General features: G+C 59.5%; 15 protein-coding genes. 13 read left to right on the forward strand and 2 right to left on the reverse strand.

The annotated features are described in order from the left end of the window. The first annotated feature begins 99 nt into the window (after positions 1–99). The 4 genes from BGE01nite_RS29555 (at position 100) to BGE01nite_RS07625 (ending at position 5,525) form a co-directional block, all read left to right on the forward strand. A complete protein-coding gene (locus BGE01nite_RS29555) occupies positions 100–3,567 on the forward strand; it encodes a DUF1553 domain-containing protein (protein WP_146849837.1) in 3,468 nt (1,155 codons plus the stop codon). Positions 3,568–3,621: 54 nt separating this feature from the next. Then, positions 3,622–3,888: a hypothetical protein gene (locus BGE01nite_RS07615; RefSeq protein WP_146849838.1), complete on the forward strand. Its 267-nt coding sequence runs from the start codon at positions 3,622–3,624 to the stop codon at positions 3,886–3,888. Between the two features lie 146 nt (positions 3,889–4,034). Beyond that, entirely contained in the window at positions 4,035–4,295 is a 261-nt protein-coding gene (locus tag BGE01nite_RS07620; protein WP_218032925.1) for a hypothetical protein, read from the forward strand. A gap of 51 nt (positions 4,296–4,346) precedes the next feature. Beyond that, positions 4,347–5,525 carry a Gfo/Idh/MocA family protein gene (locus BGE01nite_RS07625; RefSeq protein WP_146849840.1) on the forward strand — a complete coding sequence of 393 codons (1,179 nt, stop codon included), beginning with the start codon at positions 4,347–4,349 and terminating at the stop codon, positions 5,523–5,525. A 196-nt stretch (positions 5,526–5,721) separates the two neighbouring features. On the opposite strand, the gene BGE01nite_RS07630 is transcribed toward BGE01nite_RS07625, so the two are convergent. Both BGE01nite_RS07630 and BGE01nite_RS07635 read right to left on the reverse strand, forming a co-directional pair. Next, positions 5,722–6,765: a 3-deoxy-7-phosphoheptulonate synthase gene (locus tag BGE01nite_RS07630; protein WP_146849841.1), complete on the reverse strand. Its 1,044-nt coding sequence runs from the start codon at positions 6,763–6,765 to the stop codon at positions 5,722–5,724. Between the two features lie 88 nt (positions 6,766–6,853). Beyond that, positions 6,854–8,947 (reverse strand): immunoglobulin domain-containing protein, encoded by a 2,094-nt coding sequence (locus BGE01nite_RS07635; protein ID WP_146849842.1) that lies wholly within the window; start codon positions 8,945–8,947, stop codon positions 6,854–6,856. Positions 8,948–9,079: 132 nt separating this feature from the next. Between BGE01nite_RS07635 and BGE01nite_RS07640 the strand changes: the two genes are divergently transcribed. The 9 genes from BGE01nite_RS07640 (at position 9,080) to BGE01nite_RS07680 (ending at position 19,558) form a co-directional block, all read left to right on the forward strand. Beyond that, positions 9,080–9,991, forward strand: a complete 912-nt coding sequence (locus BGE01nite_RS07640) for an alpha/beta hydrolase (RefSeq protein ID WP_146849843.1) — start codon at positions 9,080–9,082, stop codon at positions 9,989–9,991. A gap of 130 nt (positions 9,992–10,121) precedes the next feature. Next, positions 10,122–13,583 carry a DUF4394 domain-containing protein gene (locus tag BGE01nite_RS07645; RefSeq protein ID WP_146849844.1) on the forward strand — a complete coding sequence of 1,154 codons (3,462 nt, stop codon included), beginning with the start codon at positions 10,122–10,124 and terminating at the stop codon, positions 13,581–13,583. Positions 13,584–13,704: 121 nt separating this feature from the next. Further along, positions 13,705–14,460, forward strand: coding sequence for a hypothetical protein (locus BGE01nite_RS07650; RefSeq protein WP_146849866.1), 756 nt, complete (start codon positions 13,705–13,707; stop codon positions 14,458–14,460). 296 nt (positions 14,461–14,756) lie between these two features. After that, positions 14,757–15,869: a DNA-directed RNA polymerase subunit alpha gene (locus tag BGE01nite_RS07655; protein ID WP_146849845.1), complete on the forward strand. Its 1,113-nt coding sequence runs from the start codon at positions 14,757–14,759 to the stop codon at positions 15,867–15,869. Between the two features lie 67 nt (positions 15,870–15,936). After that, complete coding sequence (gene rplQ / locus BGE01nite_RS07660; protein WP_146849846.1) at positions 15,937–16,434, forward strand: 50S ribosomal protein L17; 498 nt, start codon at positions 15,937–15,939, stop codon at positions 16,432–16,434. A 443-nt stretch (positions 16,435–16,877) separates the two neighbouring features. After that, a complete protein-coding gene (locus BGE01nite_RS07665; RefSeq protein ID WP_146849847.1) occupies positions 16,878–17,738 on the forward strand; it encodes an STAS domain-containing protein in 861 nt (286 codons plus the stop codon). Positions 17,739–17,764: 26 nt separating this feature from the next. Further along, the gene (locus tag BGE01nite_RS07670) at positions 17,765–18,118 is read left to right on the forward strand and encodes an STAS domain-containing protein (protein ID WP_146849848.1); all 354 of its coding nucleotides are present in this window, start codon (positions 17,765–17,767) and stop codon (positions 18,116–18,118) included. A 10-nt stretch (positions 18,119–18,128) separates the two neighbouring features. Next, the gene (locus tag BGE01nite_RS07675) at positions 18,129–18,533 is read left to right on the forward strand and encodes an anti-sigma regulatory factor (RefSeq protein ID WP_146849849.1); all 405 of its coding nucleotides are present in this window, start codon (positions 18,129–18,131) and stop codon (positions 18,531–18,533) included. Between the two features lie 17 nt (positions 18,534–18,550). Further along, the gene (locus tag BGE01nite_RS07680; protein ID WP_146849850.1) at positions 18,551–19,558 is read left to right on the forward strand and encodes a SpoIIE family protein phosphatase; all 1,008 of its coding nucleotides are present in this window, start codon (positions 18,551–18,553) and stop codon (positions 19,556–19,558) included. The last annotated feature ends 4 nt before the right edge of the window (positions 19,559–19,562 follow it).

Genomic DNA, 19,562 nt, shown 5'->3' on the forward strand with positions numbered 1-19,562 from the left:
GCTGCCGCAGTCCAAAGACTCCGCCATTCCATGTCAGATTCCGCTCCCATGGCGAGGAAGGGCAGGGGATGCGCGTATTCCCCTCTCCCACCCCCACTCATGCGTTCGCTGTTCGCCATCTTGATCTCTTTGCCCGTCGCTGCCAGCGCCGTGGATTTTTCGCGCGAGATCCGGCCCATCCTCTCGGAGAACTGCTTCTTCTGCCACGGCCCCGATGAAAAGAAGCGCGAGGCCGGCCTGCGCCTCGATGAAGAACTCTCCGCCAAAAAAGACAACGACGGCGTCATCGCCGTGGTGCCTGGGAATCCCGAAAAGAGCGCCCTCCTCCAGCGCATCCTTTCCACCGATCCGGATGAGGTCATGCCTCCGCCGAAGCAGCACAAAATCATCCCCGCTGCCCAGATCGCCCTGATCAAAGAATGGATCAAGCAAGGCGCCACCTGGGGCAAGCACTGGAGCTATGAGAAGGTCAAGCGCTCCGAAGTCCCCGGTGAAGCAAAGCAGCCCATTGACGCCTTTTTGGTTCAGCGTTTGAAAAAGGAAGGCCTCGCCTTCTCCCCCGAAGCCGATGCTGCTACTCTCGTCCGTCGCGTGTCCCTCGACCTCACGGGCCTGCCGCCAACCTTGGAGGAACTGGAGAAGTTTGCGGCCCCATCGGCATCCTATGAAAGCATGGTCGATCACTACCTCGCCAAGACCACCTTCGGCGAACACTGGGCCTCGCAATGGCTCGACCTCGCGCGCTATGCCGACAGCTCCGGTTATCCCAGCGATCAACCCCGCGAGATCTGGGCCTATCGTGATTGGGTCATCCGCGCGCTGAATGCGAACATGCCGTTCGACCAGTTCACCCTCGAGCAGCTTGCCGGCGATCTCCTGCCGAACCCGAACGATGACCGTCTCATCGCCACCGCTTTTCATCGCAACACGATGACGCAAAACGAAGGTGGCACGAGCGATGAAGAGTTCCGTAATGCGGCCGTGATCGACCGCGTGAACACGACCTTCGCCGTGTGGATGGGCACCACCATGGCATGCGCGCAGTGTCACACGCACAAGTATGATCCGCTGACCCACAAAGAGTACTTCCAGATCTATGCCTTCCTGAATCAAAGCGCGGATGCCGACAAGAAAGACGAGTCACCGCTGCACTCCTTCGTCACCCCCGAGCTCAAGAAGCAGCGCGAAAATCTCGAAACCGAGATCGCCGCACTCGAGTCCCGCTTCGCCAAGCCTGACGCCAAATGGCTTGCAGGCCTCGAAGGCTGGGAAAAGCAGTTCCGCCAGGAGCTTCCCTGGAAAGCGGAGCCACCAACAAAAGTCACCACCCAAAGCGAGCAGAAGGCCGTGGTCGGCACAGATGCCATCGTTTCCGTCCCAGAGCGTCGCGACACAGATGGTTATACCCTGGAGCTGCCCGTGAAATCAGAAAGGATCACCGCGCTGCGCTTGGAAACCATGCCCACGCCGGGCTTCGGCAACTTCGTCCTCACCAGCCTCAAAGCGCTGATCATCCCGCCCGCAAATCTGCCAGCTCCGAAAGCCCGCTTTGTACGTGTGGAACTCCCCGGCAAAGACCAGCCACTCCAACTCGCCGAGGTGCAGGTCTTTGGCGCGGGTGATAACCTCGCCTTCCGCCGTCCGGCGAAGCAGAGCAGCAACTATGCGGATGCTGATGCACGTCGCGCCGTCGATGGCACCACCGAGGGAGACTACGCCAAAGGCAGCGTCGCCCACACCAGCGGCCAGGACACTGATCCTTGGTGGGAAGTGGAGCTCAAAGACGACTCCTCCATTGAGCGCGTCGTGGTTTGGAACCGCACGGATGGTGATGTCGGCAAGCGTCTCGAAGGCTTCCGCGTCGTGCTGCTCGATGCCAAGCGCCAGACCGTGTGGAAGAGCGAGTCCACCGCCGCTCCCGCCAAGGACAAAACCTTCGCCATCGGCGGCCCTGTCAGCGTCACCTTCTCCGCTGCGCTGGCCGATCATGAGCAAAACGGCTTCACCGCCGCCTCCGTCATCCTGCCAAAAGACAAAAACAACCAAGGCTGGGCCGTCGCTCCACAAATCGACAAGCCTCACACCCTCACTCTTCTCTGTGCCTCGCCCGTCATGGCGCCCGCAGGCTCCACTCTCCGCGTGACCCTGGAGCACCAGTCGAGTCATAAGCAACATACGTTAGGCAAGTTCAAGCTCAGCCTCACCGATGATCCACGCGTGCAGAGTGTCACCGCACTGCCCTCAAACATCCTCGCTGCCGTCACCATCGCGCCTGACAAGCGCACGCCTGCGCAGCAGTCCGTGATTCAGGATCACTACATCCGCACCGTCGCCAAGGAAGCCGCGCCTGAGCGCAAGAAACTGGCCGCCTTGCAGAAGCAGCTCACCGCCTTGAAGCCTGTCACCGTGCCCATCATGAAGGATCTTAGCGGCAAAGATCGCCGCGTCACCAAGATCCAGCTTCGCGGTAATTGGCAGGACCTCGGTGATCAAGTGGCTGAAGGCACCCCCGCCATCTTCCCGCCTCTGCCCAAGGATGCGCCGATGAACCGCCTCACGTTGGCCCAGTGGCTCGTTAGTCGTGACAATCCACTCACCGCCCGCGTGCAAGTAAACCGCCTGTGGGAAACCCTCTTCGGCACCGGCATCGTCCGCACCAGCGAGGAGTTCGGCAGCCAGGGCGATCTCCCATATCATCCTGAGTTGCTCGACTGGCTCGCCGCCGAGTTCATGGACAGCGGCTGGGACGTGAAGCACATGCTCAAGCTCATGCTCATGACCCAGGCCTATCGTCAGAACAGTACAACGAACTTTCCAGTTCAGGACCGTAGAACGAACTTTCCAGTTCGTTCAGCAGCCAGTTCAGAGAGTGAACTTGGAAGTTCACTTGTCGAACGCGACCCCGACAACCGCCTCATCGCCCGCGGCCCGCGCTTCCGCCCCACTGGCGAGATGCTTCGCGATCAAGCCCTCGCCGTCAGCGGCTTGCTCAGCGCCAAAATGTATGGCCCCAGCGTGCGCCCCGTCGCACCAAACATGGGCCTCACCACCGCCTTCGGCCGCAGCAACGACTGGGTCACGAGTGAGGGTGAAGACAAGCATCGCCGCAGCGTCTACACCGAGATCCGCCGCAACTCGCCCTATGCCAGCTTCACCACCTTTGATGCCGGCAACCGCGAGGTCTGCATGGTCCGCCGCAACCGCACCAACACCCCGCTGCAGGCCTTCGTCACCCTGAACGATCCCGTCTTCATCGAAACGAATCAAGCCATGGCCCGCCGCATGGTGCTCGGTGATGCCAAAGCCCTCCCCAGTGTGAAGGACAAGCTCGTCCGCATGTTCAAGCTCTGCGTCTCCCGCGAACCCACCGCCCCCGAGATCGCCACCCTCACTCGTCTGCATGATGAGAGCCTCGCCGCCTATCAGCAGGACAAGGAAGCCGCCACCCAGATGGCCACCGACCCCATCGGCCCCGCTCCCGAAGGCTCCGACATTGCCGAACTCGCCGCCTGGACCACCGTCGCGAATGTCGTCATGAACCTGGATGAGTTCTTGATGAGACGGTGAGGCGGGTATCGAATGGGCCTTGAAACCCCACCTTCAGAGTCTAAACTGCTTATCATGAGCACCATCACCGAGGCAGGCATTCTCAGCCGTGTCATCCAGCCTGATAAGGGTGGCTGGGACAAAGGTGTCGCTAATGCGATCTTGGGCTTTGCCTTCTCGGATGCTGATCGTGAGCGCATGAATACACTGTTGGAAATGGCCAAGACGGACGCCTTGGATGCCGATGGACGTCAGGAGCTGGCCAGCTTCCACAAAGCCGGACGCATGCTCGAGCTCATGAAAGCTCGTGCGCGCATTTCTCTCCAGCAGTCCGCCGCCTGAGTCATGCCCAGACCTTCACGCGAGCTTGAACGTGCAGTCATCGCTCGAGCAGCAGGCCGCTGTGAATACTGCCAGCTGCCTGAAAAAGTCTCGGATCTGCCATTCCACGTTGACCAGTCATCGCCGAGAAACATCGCGGTTTGACGGTGCTTGAGAATCTGGTTTGGGCATGTTTTTCCTGCAACATGCATAAGGGATCAAATATCGCCGGGATTGATCCCGTGACAGATGAGGTCGTCAGACTATTTCGTCCCCATCAGGATATTTGGACGGATCATTTTCGCTGGCAGGGAGCGTGGCTTCATGGGCTGACAGACATCGGACGCACCACAGTCACGGTACTGGAGATGAATGATCCAGACATGGTGCTGCTGCGTGAGCTTTTGCTGCGCGCAGGTTCTTTTTGAAGAATGTGCTGGCATGCAGCGCTCTTCTTGAGCTTCCTTCAGCATACTCACATGACCCCACTCCACCATCTCCGCGCAGGCATCATCGGCACAGGCTTCATCGGTCCCGTCCACATTGAGGCGCTGAAGCGCCTCGGCATCCAGGTCACCGCCATCTGCGGTTCCAGCAAGAGCGCCAGGAAGACCGCCGAGATGTGGGGCATCCCCGAGGTGTATGGCGACTACGACTTCGAGGCCATGTATGCCAGCCCGAACGTGGACGTGGTGCACATCACCTCGCCTAACAAAGCGCATGTTGAGCAGTGCCTGAAGGCGCTGGAGGTGGGCAAGCACGTCATCTGTGAAAAGCCGCTCGGCATGACCACCGATGAAACCGCGCTCGTGGTGGATGCGGTGAAGAAGGGTGGAAAAAAAGGCCCCGTCTTCGCGGTGAACTACATGTGCCGCTTCTTCCCCGCCGTGCTGCAGATGCGTGCCATGGTGGAGCGCGGAGACCTCGGCAAGATCATCCACGTGCAGGGCCATTTCTTCCAGGACTGGCTCCTGCATCAGACCGACTACAACTGGCGCGTCCTTGCCAGCGAGGGCGGCAAGCTCCGCGCCGTCGGTGATATCGGCACCCATTGGATTGATGCCGTCAGCTTCATCCTCGGCGCCAAGGCCACGAACGTCTTTGCCCACATCGAAACCTTCCACAAACAGCGCCTGCGCCCGAAAGGCGAGGTCCAGACCTTCGCCAAGGTCGATCCCAAGACCATGGTGCCCTATAAAGTGGACACGGAAGACTTCGGCAGCGTGCTCCTGAAGTTCGGCAAGGCCAAGCATGGCAATGCCGATGCCGTGCATGCCAATGCCAGCATCTCCCAGGTCGCCGCCGGTTGGAAATGCAGCCTCGCACTCGGCATCTACGGCACGAAAGGCAGCGTGCGCTGGGACCTCCAGCAGCCGAACGAAATCCAGGTCGGTCGTCGCGATGAGCCTAACCAAATCCTCCAGCGCGGCACTCCCGGTTTCATGGAGGACGTGGCCAACTTCACCGACTACCCCGGCGGCCACCCCGAAGGCTTCAGCGACGCGCACAAGATGCACTACCGCGCCGTCTACGAGCACATCGCCAGCGGCAAGAAGACGCCTGCCTTGTTCGCCACCGCCGAAGACGGCCACCACGAAGTCAAACTCTGCGAAGCCATCCTCCAGAGCAGCAAGAGCCAAGGCTGGGTGAAGATCTAGTCAGCGATAGGAGGGCGACCATCTGGAGCAGGATTTTGAACAGCCTTCAAACTCATCCGTGAATCGCGAATGGAACCCCATTGGAATGGGGTTCTACGTCTGGCCCGCATCGTACCACCCCATTCCAATGGGGTGGTGCCCCGATTCGCTAATCGATGCTCTATTCCAGAATGTAACCTTTTCTTTAGTTAGGCACTCACCCCAAAACCCGGTGCGTCTCCCTCAGCAAACTCTCCGTCGTCTCCCAATCAATACAAGCATCGGTGATCGACTGGCCGCGTGTGAGCTGGTCCAGCGGCTGCGGGAATTTCTGGTTCCCGGCCACGAGATTGCTCTCCAGCATCGCGCCGATGATCGCCTTCTGGCCGGCCACGCGCTGGCGCACGATCTCACGAAACACATCCGGCATGCGGCGGTGATCCTTCGCGCAGTTGCCATGGCTGGCGTCGATCATGATCGCGGGCTTCAGCTTCGCGGCTTCCAGCGCATCGATGGTTTCCTGCACATCATCCGCGCCAAAGTTCGGGCCGTCCTCACCACCGCGCAGGATGATATGGCAGTCCGGATTGCCGCTCGTCGTCACCGCAGAGGCCACGCCATCCTCACTCACACCGAGGAAGGTCTGCGGCTGCATCCCCGCCTTGATGGCGTTCACCGCAGGTGAGATATGCCCAAAGGTGCCGTTCTTGAAACCCAGCGGCATGGAAAGGCCGGAAGCCATTTGCCGGTGCGTTTGTGATTCCGTCGTGCGCGCGCCAATGGCGCTCCAGCTAATGAGATCCGCAATGTACTGCGGCGTGATCGGATCCAGCAGCTCCGTCGCCGTCGGCAAACCAAGGTCCAGCACATCACGCAGGATCTTCCTCGCGAGTTTCAGGCCCGCCGGAATGTCACAGCTACCATCCAGCCGAGGATCCATGATCAAACCCTTCCAGCCCACTGTGGTGCGCGGCTTTTCAAAATACACACGCATCACGATGCACAGCCGGTCGCTGAGCTCTTTGGAAAGCGCGGCCAGCTTCCTCGCATACTCCAGGCCCGCTTCCGGATCGTGGATCGAGCACGGCCCCAGCACCACCAGGAAGCGTGAATCACTGCCAAAGATGATCTCGCGGATCTCGCGGCGGGATTGCGCCATGAAGGCGGTCTGCGCCTCAGTGGGAGCGATTTCGGCCACCATCGAGCGCGGTGAAGGCAGCGCGACATTCGAGGCGATGTGGAGATTGGCAGTCTGACTCATAGGAGGTAGTATAAACGCCTGTAGTCCTGGAAGAGCCGCGCTTCAACCGGCGGAAATCCTCGCTCTCTAGCATTCGCCATCGCGTTGATCACCGCTTGTGAGGCTGCGCAGGCGCTGGCGGGCCGAAGATGAGCTTGTCATCCGGCCTGAAGATATCCAAGGCTCCCGAGTAGAAAGCAGAGCTTCCTCCAGGAAATGAAGCAGGTGCCTTGAAATGAAAGTAACCCCCTCCACGACTCAGCCCCGGCGCCATCATGCCGCGAAAGCTCACCGTCTGGGATTTTGTGCTTGTGTCCTCCCCCCCATCGAAAAGCTTGAAGCTTCCCGTGAAAAAGCCTGTGGCGGCATAGATATCGATTTTGAAGCTGCGAGGATCCGGCTTCGGAAACACCGCCCGGTCGTTAGGCAGGAGGTCAAAAGGAAGGTGATCAGCAACGATGAGATCCGCAAAGGCGCTGCCCCCATTTAACTGGATGAAGGCCTCCGTCCCCGGCAAGGTCGATGGCAGCAACGGGCCTGTTTCCGGTCGGAAGTACAACTCACCGCTGACGTTCACCACCCATTCCTTCAGCGTTCCGGCCAGCCATCCTTTGCCTGGGACAGGGATTCGCAGCCAGTTCAGGATTCCACTCAAAACGGGCCGATCTTCACTGTACCAGGGAACGCCGACCATTTCCAGTTGTCCCAGCAGATTCTCACCGTCCTGCCTGAGTGGACTGTAAAAGACGACTGAGAAAGGCTGGCCGGACACCACTGGCATGGAGCCCGTTATTCCGCTGCCATCTGGAAGCATGCCAGCAACATCCACTCTTTGCAGCTTTTGCACGGGAACTGCGCTCATATATCCAGTGCCAACCGCATAACCATCCTCGGTCGGATCAACCGGCATGAGGGCGGTGATGCGTCCCATGCCGCTAGGTCTGAGCACATCTGCTGAATCAGGTGCACGGGGAACCTCCAGGCCGCCGACCAGATTCCAGTCTTCAGCATGCTCTCCCAAAATCTCAGGATGGGTGAATTCAACTTCAAAGGTGACATCGAGATAGGGACCGCCTGCGAAGCAATTCACGATGCAGACCAGACGCTTGAGCCCTGCCGGCGGCGCTAACGCCATTCGGCAGCGAAAAGCCTCGCCATCCCAGCGCAGGGTGCCTGCTAGCGGCCAGCGTCGATGTCCCAGCCGCAGCAAGCCTGAGAAAGTGCCTTGGGCGGAGGCCTGAAGCTCAATCATGCCCGCAGAAACTCCGCGCACAGGAATGTCGTTGGTAAAGCCCGTCACCTGGCCGGCCCACAGACCGGGAATGACGGCGACTGCAGGCTTCTCAGGATCTTTGACAAAGATCCTGCTTTGAGAGGTGTCCATGACTCGTCCGTCCATATCCAGCAGCTTCCACTGTAGTTGATAGTTGCCAGCCTTGGTGGGCGTGCCGGAGAGCATTCCATCAGACGCCGTCACGCCTGGAGGCATCCCTGAGACCTCCAGCATCCCACCGTCCGTTTGCAAGGTAGCTTGCCCGATTTCCTCACCCACGTTGGCCTCAATGTCCCAAGGCGCATAGTGGAAGCTCGCCCGCGCGAAGGGCCTTGAGAAATCATACTCAAACACAAAGCTTCCCAGCAGGATTTCCTCACCACCCACGATGCCTATGCAGTCGACGTTTCCACGAAGCATGAAGTAAGAGAGAATGCGCAGACGGGATGTCTGCGTCCCTCTCGCCCACCAGCAATCTTTTAACACCTCTCGTTGGAACGGTGGTGACTGGCTCGTCCAATAAATGCGGTCCACCGGGCCCCAGAACGCAGGCTCCATCGTCAGGGATGGACTGGAGATGGTGATCTGTTTGGCGTCCTGGCTCTCCAGGATCACCACCGGAGTCTTTGGGCTGAATCCTGAAACTCCATTCGGTCCGATGACACGGGCTTGATAGTTCCCTGCATGCAGCGGGCGGCCCACACGAATCTCCAGACTGGACCCGCGCTGGCTTGGGATAACCTTGCCATCCTTCCACCACTCGTAGCGGAGAGTTCCGTCGTCAGACGGATCATTCACCGTCAGCATGATTGGCTGGCCGACGGTTGTCACAAAATGTGCTGAATCGAGAGTCACCTCTGTTGCCATGGAGTTCAGCGAAGGCAGGATGGCCAGTGTGCAGAACCAAGATCTCAAAAGCCGCGCAAACATAAAGGGTGTCAGAGCATGACTGCATGAATTTGGCAGACCGCTGGAAACCAAGCTACTCAATCTGCGGCCCTGTCTGCAAGACCTATGACAAGGGGTGTAAAAAAGATTGTCGCTCCAGTCTTGTGACGGCTCATGATCGTCCGTTATCTGCAATCATGGATTTCAGAGGCAGCCGCATTGAGCACCTGCCTCCCGGTCTCTGTCACACCCGCCTTGATGTCCCTCCGCCGCATTCTCCGAGTGATCTTCCTCCTGCTTCTCATCCCGGTGCTCCTGCTGCTCGGATGCCAGTCCCGTCTCATCTACTATCCGCAGCCTAACCACGAAGGCTTGCACAAGACCCTGGCAAAGCAGAAGGGCCAGCCCGTGGAGTATCAGACACCGCAGGGCAGGCAGGTGGCCTTCTACATCCCGCCTCGCAGCGGCGCTCCGGGCACGCCAGACACCATCTGGTTATGCTTCGCGGGCAATGGCTCTCTTGCGCTGCACTGGCTGAGCCTGCTGCGCGAGTGGGATCCTTCCTTCGGCTACCTCCTCGTGGACTACCCCGGTTATGGCGACTGCCAGGGCAAGCCCAGTCCTGCCACGATTCGTGAATCGTCCAAAGCGGCTGTCACGGCCCTCGCCGCGCATTTAAAGCTCACTCCGCAGGATCTGCAGCCTCGGCTCGCCGTTCTCGCTCACTCCATCGGCTGTGCCGCGGGGCTCATGGCAGCGGAGGATCAGCAGGTGAAGCGCATTGTGCTCGTGGCTCCCTTCACCACCATGACGGAGATGGGCCGGCGCGTTCTCGGCTGGCCGCTGTGCTATTTAAACATTCATCGGTTTGACAACCGCAAGCACCTCGCTGCCGTGGTAAAACAAGGCGCCAAAGTGGTGATCTTCCACGGCACCGCAGATGAGATCATTCCTGTCTCAATGAGCCGTGAACTGGCAGCCGCGCATCCTGAGTCCGTCACGCTGCATGAGGAGTTAGGCCAGGACCATAACTTCATCCTTGGCAACTGCTCCACCCGCATTGGTGAGGCGATGATGAAGCGATAAAACGGCGCTTTAGAAAAAAGGATGAATCCAGTTTCCATCCCGCTGCGGATAACACCCCGCATGCAGAAGGCTGGGTTCGGATGCTCCCGCAGAGGTCGGCTTTCTCATTGGAACCCCGACCCTATCTGCCATGAACATTCACCAACACCTCTTTGTTAGTCCTGCCGGAAGATCATCCTCAGCACGGAAGTGGCGAGCGTCCTCTTCCTGGTCCTGGCATGCCGCAGCATTGCTTTTGCTGGCGCTCACACAGATCACCATCGCGCAGGTTGCGCCGACACCGATCTATGTTTTGACGGATACCGGCGCTCTCGCCACCGCCACTCTGAGCGCGCCAGGAACCACCAGCACACCTATCGCCATCACTGGCATCGCCGCCGGAGAGACCTTGGTGGGCATTGATGTTCGTCCGCAAAACTCAGCGCTGTATGGTGTCGGTGTGGACCCGGTCGCGGAGACCGTGCAGATCTACCACATCACTCCTCAGACAGGTGCTGCTGTCGCTGTCGGCACGCCGTTTTTCTACACCCTCGTGGATGGTGTCACGAAGGTGGATCTTCCGCCTGCAGGCTGGGACATTGACTTCAATCCAGCCGTGGACCGCCTGCGCCTGGTGGCGGGATCTTTGAATCTGCGTGCCAACCCCAACAATGGCACCCCTGTCGACGGCAACGCGGGGATGCCCGGTAATAATGCGGACGGCTCTTTCAATGGCTTCTCCACCGTGGCCAGTGCCACGGCTTACACGAACAACCAGCCTAACAATGGCAACATCACCACGCAGTACACGCTGGATGCCGCCACCAATGCCCTCTACATTCAGAATCCGCCTAACAATGGCACTCTGACCAATCAACTGATCATCACAGTGGCTGGCTCGCCCCTGGACTTCACCTCGGTCAGCGGTTTTGACATCGAACCCGGTGTGAATGCAGCAGGGTCTGCCATGGCCGTCAGCTCGGGAGTGGGCTATGCGGTGCTGACAGCGGCCTCCACCTCGAATCTGTATCAGATCGATCTCACCACCGGCGCGGCCACCGTGATCGCGAACTTCGCCCCGCGCAGTTTTACCATCCGCCATCGCCTGCCCGTGAGCATCGCTCTGAATGACACCGGCACTTCTCTCGTGCGCTTTTCTCCGCTGAACCCCAGCACCACCACTAGCGTGGCTCTCAGCGGCATCACCTCGGGCGAGGTCATCGTGGGTGTCGACATGCGCCCGGCCACCGGTCAGTTTTACGCCCTCGGCATTGATACCACGCTGAACACAGGTTCGCTCTACCTGCTGGACCCTCAGACAGGTGCTCTGGCCACGGTGGGTGTTGCGGGCCAGGTCGCATTTGTCGATGCCATGGGCATGGCCGTGCCTCTGCCGCCCGCCAGCGTGGGTTATGACATTGATTTCAATCCCACGGTGGATCGTGTGCGTGTCGTCTCTGGCAGTGGGCTGAACTTCCGCGTCCGTCCTGATACAGGGGCCGCTGTGGATGGCAATGCAGTCACCGGAGGCACAAACACGGATGGCTCCATCAATGGCCCGACCACAGGCGTGAACGGCACGGCCTACACCAACAGCTTTGGTGGAGCCACGGCCACCACTCAGTACACTCTGGATGCCGTCACAAACTCTCTCTACATCCAGAACCCGCCTAACAATGGCACTCAGACCAATGGCCTGCCGGTGACCCTGGCTGGTTCCACTCTTGATTTCGCATCGCCGGTCGGGTTTGACATCCTCGGCTCCGTGACCGTGGCCACCAGCAATATTGCCGCCACGGGCGATGGCTTCTTCGTCACCAGCGTGGGTGCGACAGGTGGTGTCTATCGCATCAATCTGGCCACCGGTGCCGCGACACTCCTCGGCACCCCTGGTGTGAACCTTTCCAGTTTCAGCATCATCTCTATGCCCACCGTTGCCACAGTGACCACACCGACGGTGGCCAATCTGACCCCCACCTCGGCCGTCCTGGGCGGCACTGTGTCAGATGATGGCGGCAGCGCCGTCACTCAGCGTGGCATCGTGCTCGCACTGACGAGTGCCAGTCCGACACCTTCGCTCGGCGGCACGGGAGTGACGAATCTTCCGGCTGGAGGCACCGCCAGCACGTTCACCGTGGGAGCCCCAGGCCTCACCACCAGCGCCAGCTACAGCTTCCGTGCCTATGTCACCAATGCGCTGGGCACGACCTACTCGGCCGTGCGCACCTTCACGCCGCCCATCCTGGCCCAGCCTGTCTTCCCGACCACCATCGTCAGCCAGGACTACATGGTCACTTTGAACTTTGCCCCTGGCACCACCTTCACCTCCAGCCTCCTGCCTGCGGGCCTGAAGCTGGATGCCAAGACCGGTGTCATCAAAGGCCGTCCTGCCACGCCAGGCTCCTATGTGTTCACCATCACGGCGAAGGGGGCTGGCGGTGCGACCATCACGTATTCAAACACCCTCATCGTGCAGGCTCTGCCGCGCAGCGCCGTGGGTGCCTTCATCGGCCTTGTTCTTCCTGATGTGAATCTGAATGGCAATGCCGGCGGCCGCATCGATCTCACCACTACGAACAAAGGCAGCTACACCCTCAAGCTGACCCAGCGCACGAAAAGCTACAGCTCACCTGCTAACAGCTTCCTGACGACTTCTGTGGGTGCCAATCCCACCCTCACAGTCACCTTTACCGGCGGCATCACGGTGAACCTCACTCTCTTCCCCAATGACACCGTGACGGGCACCCTGACGGTGGGAGCTGACTCTGTCGCCATCTCAGGCTGGCGCAAAATTTACGACAAGGTTTTCTATCCGGCGAATCCGGAGATGGGCTACTACTCCGTCAGCATGAAGCGCACGCCGGTGAATGCGGGGAATGTGATCGTGCCTCAGGGCAGCGGCTTTGCTTCCGTCCTCATCGGAGAGGATGGCAGCGCCACCTTCGCCGGCCAGTCAGCGGATGGCATGCCGCTGACCAGCGGCGGATTCATGGGACCCAATGGCGAGATCCTCGTCCATGCGCAGACGTATACGAAGCTCGGCGCTGTCCTCGGCATCCTTGGCCAAACGAACGACCCCGGTGACAACTACGCAGAGAACACCATCACTGGCAGCCTCTACCTAACCAAACCTGCGACCACGGGACGCACCTACCCTGCCGCGCTGAACGTGCTCGAACTGGAGACGGCAGGGAAATATCTGGCCTATGCTGCCAAGGGCGCCATCGTGCTCGGCCTGCCCTCCACGGAAGATCCCTCCACGCTGGACTTCTATGATGGCGGCATCTCCCTCGCTGCCATCAATCCTGATCTGGTGGATTCCGTCACCCTGGCCATTCCATCGTTGAAGGTGGGCGTGCCGGTCGCGGGCAGCCTGCAGAATCCAGGTCGTGTGGCCCTAACCATCAATGCTGCCACGGGAAGTGTGACTGGCACGTTCAAGCTCAGTGATGCCGGTCGTAACGCCATCTATAAATTCCAGGGCATGATCATCCGCCGAGCGGATGGCAGTACCACGGCCAACGGTTACTTCCTCCTGCCGCAGATCCCGGTGGGCGCTGAGACAGCGGCTAATTCGCCGATCCTGTCCGGCAGCGTCGATTTGGTTCCCTGATGCATTTCAGGAACCACAGCCGCCTCCCTTTGCTACGCCGTGAGGTAGCAGGGGAGGCGGTCTTGTTTGTTTTGGGAAGAGCCTTTGCAAACAAGAGGCTCCCGCTATCCTGCGAGCAATGATGATTTCACGCCTTCTCTGCCTCCTGCTCCTTTCCGCCGTCACGGCCAGCGCGGCTGTCTCCCTCAGCCAGGCCCAGCTCTCACGGGTGGGCCAGCGCATCTGGCAAAACGAATGTGCCGGCACCATCTCCGGCCTCACCAGCTGGAATTCCGGTGAAGATTTCGCCTCTCTCGGCATCGGTCACTTCATCTGGTATCCCGCCGGAAAGCGCGGCCCTTTTGAAGAGAGCTTTCCACCCCTGGCCGCCTTCCTCGAGTCCCGTGGTGTCAAAGTCCCGGCCTACACCAAAGGCCCATGCCCCTGGAACACCAAGTCCGCTTTCGAGGCTGACAAAGGTGGTGCCCGCCAGAAAGAACTGCGCACCCTCCTCTCCCAGACCGTCTCCTTGCAGACCGAGTTCATCATGGTGCGTCTCCAGCGCGCTCTCCCGAAGATGCTCGCCGAGACCAAGCTGAAAAAGCGCGTGCAGGCAAACTTCGACGGCCTCTCCGCCACCCCCGAGGGCGCCTTCTGCCTCATCGACTACGTGAATTTCAAAGGTGAAGGCACCGCCAAGACCGAGCGCTACGCCGGGCAGGGCTGGGGCCTCCTCCAGGTCCTGGAGGGCATGGCCTCTCCCACCCCTGCGGCCTTCGGATCCTCTGCCAAGGCCGTCCTCAGCCGCCGAGTGCAAAATGCCCCGCCTGCCCGCAAAGAGCAGCGCTGGCTCTCCGGCTGGCACAACCGCTGCGACGGCTACCTGCGCCGCCTTTGATCTGCGTTCGGGGCCAAGGTCACAGGATTCACAAGATTGGAACCTCTGTTTCCCAATCCTGGAATCCTGAAATCTTGTGAATCCTGTCAAAAATAGCCTGTTTCCGCGGCAATAGTTAAGCCCTGCTAACCAAAGGCAGGTCAAAAACCCGCTTGCACACTGGGCAGTCGCCCCCATACTCCCGCCCCTCGCGAGCCAGACCCCCTGTTACAACTCGCCGTTGGTTTCCAGATCCACCCCACTCGTGGGGTATGGATGGCTCGTCTGGAGGTAACCCGGCACTACATACCCCACACATGTCAGCTCGTCTCGCCCGATTCGAAATGCCTAGCCGTCTCGTCAAAAACGAGGCCACGGCCACCGATACCTACGCGCAGTTTGTCGCCGAACCCTTTGATAAGGGCTACGGTCACACCATTGGCAACAGCCTCCGCCGCGTCCTGCTCTCCTCTCTTGAGGGAGCCGCCATCACCTCCGTGAAAATCCGCGGAGTTGAGCATGAGTTCTCCACCATCCCCGGCGTCGTCGAAGACGTGGTGCAGATCATCCTGAACCTGAAGAAAGTCCGCTTCCTTCACCACAGCGAAAGCAAGGAGCCACGTCTCCTTTCCATCGCGGTGGAAAAAGACGGCACCATCACCGCTGGTGACATCAAGGAAGACAACCATTACGAAGTCATCAACAAGGACCTCGTGATCTGTCACCTCGACCGCAAGATCAAATTTGATTGCGAGTTCGAAGTGCGCGTCGGTCGTGGTTTCGCCTCCTGGGAGGAAAACAAGCGTCCGGACATGCCTATCGGCGTCATCCCGATCGACTCCATCTACAGCCCCGTCACCCGCGTGAAGTATGGTGTGGAAAACACCCGCGTCGGCCAGAACACCGACTACGACAAGCTCGTGCTCGACATCTGGACAGACGGCCGCATCAGCCCGCATGATGCCCTTCTCCAGTCCGCTGCCATCCTTCGCCACCACCTGGACGTCTTCGTGAACTACGACGACAAGGCCGTGGAATTCGAAGCCGCACCAGAAGCCCAGAGCGAGGAAAACGCCGAACTCCGCAAGCTGCTCAACATGAGCGTCAACGAGATCGAGCTTTCCGTCCGCGCCGCGAACTGCCTGAACAACGCCAACATCACCTCTGTCGGCCAGCTGGCCATGAAGACCGAGGCCGAGATGCTGCGTTACCGCAACTTCGGCAAGAAGTCCCTCACCGAGATCAAGGAAAAGCTCGCCGAGCTGGGCCTCTCTCTCGGCATGAAGTTCGACGCCGCGCTGCTTGAAGCCAACCCAGGCGGTGTCTCCCTCCTCGCCCGCAGCGCCCTGCTCGCTGACGACGATGAGGCTGACGCCATGGACTTCACCAAGCTGATCGACAGCAACCTCGGTGACGAAGACGACGAGTAGTCATTCGTCCGTCCCGATCCGTTCCCGCATTTTTTAAACCCATATTGATTGAGAAAGAGAAGAAGACATGAACCACGGTAGAAAAGTTCCAAAGCTCCAGCGTGACGCCTCCCATCGTAAAGCGCTCCTGGCCAACCTCGTTTGCTCCCTGATCGAGCACACCCGCATCCGCACCACCCTGGCCAAGGCCAAGGCTCTCCGCCCCGTCGCTGAGAAGCTCGTCACCCTCGGCAAGCGCGGCGACCTGCACGCCCGCCGTCTCGCCATCGGCTCCATCCACAGCAAGACCGCTGTGAAGAAGCTGTTTGAAGAGATCGCCGTCGCCTCCAAGGAGCGCAAAGGTGGTTATACCCGCATCACCAAGCTCGGCCAGCGCCGCAGCGACTCCGCCCCGATGGCTTTCATCGAGTGGGTCGACGCCTACGTGCCGAAGAAGAAGGCTGCCAAGGCCGCTGAAGAAGCCGAAGTCGAAGTCGCGACCGCCGAGCCTGAGGCTCCTGCTGCTGAAGCAGCCGCTCCCAAGAAGCGCGCCACGAAGAAGGCCAAGGCCAAGACCGAGGAATAATCATCTGGAGCTAGTCTCCTGATTCCCCAGCGCGGATGCCCCCAAAGGCATCCGCGCTTTTTTTGTGCCCGTGCTCTGCCCGTACGTCGTTCACGCTTCAGCGTGTTCAATGAACCTCCGAGCCACACGCTGAAGCGTGAACAACGTACTTGTGCCTGCCCCTGCCGAGCCTATCAGCCCGCCGTGAAGCAAAATGAGCTAGGTCACGATGGGCGCGCTCTCATCATTGGCTCGGACATTTGGGATCTTTTCGTTGCCTCAATCTCCCCACCACATAACAAAAAACGCTGAACAAAGCACAAGAAATGAGGTATTAGCAGCCAGGCACAGTCTCCTCATCAGGGAAAACCTGATCTTTCAAAATGAGTCTTTACATCTCCTGGATCTAAAGCTGTGTTACGAACTGTCCCGATGCTGATTTCAGCCTTCATCCTTAACATTTTATGAGCAAGACCCAACTTCCCGGAATCATCAAGAAAGCCAAGGACAAGCTCCAGGCGAATTGGGTGCAGCAGCAATTCGACGCGGTAGGCATGCGCCGTGACCTCATCAAGACCGATGAGCTCACCAAACAGTCCGGTGACTTTTTGAATCAATTTCTCGCCGGGGTCGAAAGCGGTAACATGGTTGATATCAAATCCCCTGCCTGGGCACCTGCCCTGGAGTTCCTGAACACCATTTCCCGTCAGCGTGAGCGCATGGGCTTTTCGCCTTCGGAAACCGCCCAGTTCGTATTTTCCCTCAAGGAACCTCTTTTCGCCCAGTTGCGCACGGATTTGAAAGGCTCTCCCGACGAACTGATCGAGGAGATGAACAGCGCCACGGCTCTCCTGGACAAGCTCGGCCTCTACGTCACCGAGGTCTTCCAGTCGGCCCGTGAAGATGTGATCAAGCGCCAGCAGGAGGAGATGCTGGAACTCTCCACCCCAGTCGTGAAGATGTGGGATGGCATCGTGGCCCTGCCGCTGATCGGCACGCTGGACAGCGCACGCACCAGTGTCGTCATGGAGTCCCTGCTCCAGCGAATTGTCGAGACAGGCTCTGAGATCGCCATCATCGATATCACTGGCGTGCCTACCGTGGACACCCTGGTGGCCCAGCATTTGCTGAAGACCGTCGCCGCCGCCCGTCTCATGGGCGCGGACTGCATCATCAGCGGCATCCGTCCGCAGATCGCCCAGACCATGGTGCATCTGGCCATTGACCTGAGCGCTGTGACGACGAAGGCAAGCCTCGCGGAGGCCCTTAAGGTGGCTCTGCAGCGCACGGGCCATCGTGTGGTTCGCGACGTTGACGTTAAGTAAGGTAGCGGAAAAATTTTCTACAGATCATGCAGGACCGCATTCCAATTTTGCATATGGGCAGTTGCTTGCTCGTGACCATCCAGGTGGACATGCACGACCGTCTGGCCTTGCAGTTGCAAGATGACCTTACCGAAAGGATCAGCAGCACGGGCGCCAAGGGAGTCCTCATTGACATTTCCAGCCTGGAAATGGTGGACTCCTTCATCGGCCGTGTGCTCGGAAACATCTCTTCCATGGCCCGCGTTCTGGATGCCAAAACTGTCGTCGTCGGCATGCAGCCGGCGGTCGCCATCACTTTGGTGGAACTGGGCCTCTCCCTCGTCGGCGTCTCCACGGCGCTGAATGTGGAGAAGGGTATGAAACTGCTCGCCAACGCCTGACCGGTCTTTTATGCCCACTCTTAAAAGCGAAGTCCTGCCGGTCGTTTCTGAAAACGACATCGTCTATGTGCGGCAGGCCGTGCGCAAGTGGGCCATCGAGATCAAGTGCTCTCTTGTAGACCAGACCAAGGTCGTCACAGCCGCCAGTGAGCTTGCCCGCAATCTGCTGATCTACGGCGGTGGTGGTGAAGTGACACTGGTGCATCTGCAGGAAGGCATCCGAAATGGTCTCCGCGTCATCTTTGCCGACCAGGGGCCGGGCATCCCGGACATCGAGCAGGCTCTCAAAGATGGCTTCACCAGTGGCAAAGGCATGGGCCTTGGCCTGGGCGGTGCCAAACGACTGGTCAATGAATTCGATATCGAGTCTGAGGTGAACAAGGGCACGCGAATCACCATCACCAAATGGCGGTGACACACTTCCTGTCACTCATGCCTGACTCCCTTCACCTCACCGTCCGCGAACGGTCCCAGGCCGGAGAAGCCAGGCGTCTCGCCCTTTCGTGGGCTGCTGACAATGGCTGCTCACCGGATCAGCAGGCCAAGGTAGCTCTCGTGATCTCTGAGCTCGCAAACAATCTCGCCCTGCACACGACAGACGGCGGGCATCTCCTGCTCCGCATGCTGGACGATGGCGGGCCGGATGCGGTCGAGATCCTTTCCCTGGACCAAGGTCCCGGTAGCGCGAATTTTGGAGCCTGCATGCGGGATGGCTACTCCACTGCGGGCACGGCCGGCACGGGCTTGGGAGCTGTCCAGCGCGCTTCAGAGTATTTTGAGACCTTCTCCCAGCTTGGCACCGGCACGGTCATCCTCAGCCAGCTCTGCCCTAACAAACCTATGGGCATCAGGCGCCATCAGTTTGGCCTGACGAATGTTCCCATCAAAGGAGAAGTGGTCTGTGGAGATGCTGGTGGTTATCTCGATCTCGGTGGCGGTCGTTTCCGTTTCATTGTCGCGGACGGCCTGGGTCACGGCCCATGCGCCGCAGATGCTTCGCAGGCAGCTCTCAAGGTCTTTAAAGAGCATCCCAAGGCGGACCTTCCAACTCTCATGCAAAACATCCACGGCGCTCTGCGCGCCACTCGCGGCGCCGCCGTCGCGCTTGTGGAGGTGGACTCCAGTGCTGGCACGGTTTCTTATCTCGGGGTGGGAAACATCGCCAGTTCGCTGGTCCGGCATGACGGGAGCGCATCGCATCTGGTCTCAAGCAATGGCACCGTGGGTGTCGTGCTGCCGAGATTGCAGCCCTTTAGCTATACGTGGTCAGCGGAAACGCTGCTCGTCATGACCTCTGATGGCGTCAAAAACCATTGGCGGCTCGACAAGTATGCGGGTCTGATGAATCGGCATCCAAGCTTGATTGCAGGCGTCCTATTTCGTGATCACTCACGAAAGACGGATGACACCACCGCCGCCGTTTTCCGTATCTGCACCTGACCTG

This window comes from Prosthecobacter gellanilyticus (assembly GCF_007992435.1).
In the GTDB taxonomy this organism is placed as follows: Bacteria; Verrucomicrobiota; Verrucomicrobiia; order Verrucomicrobiales; family Verrucomicrobiaceae; genus Prosthecobacter; species Prosthecobacter gellanilyticus.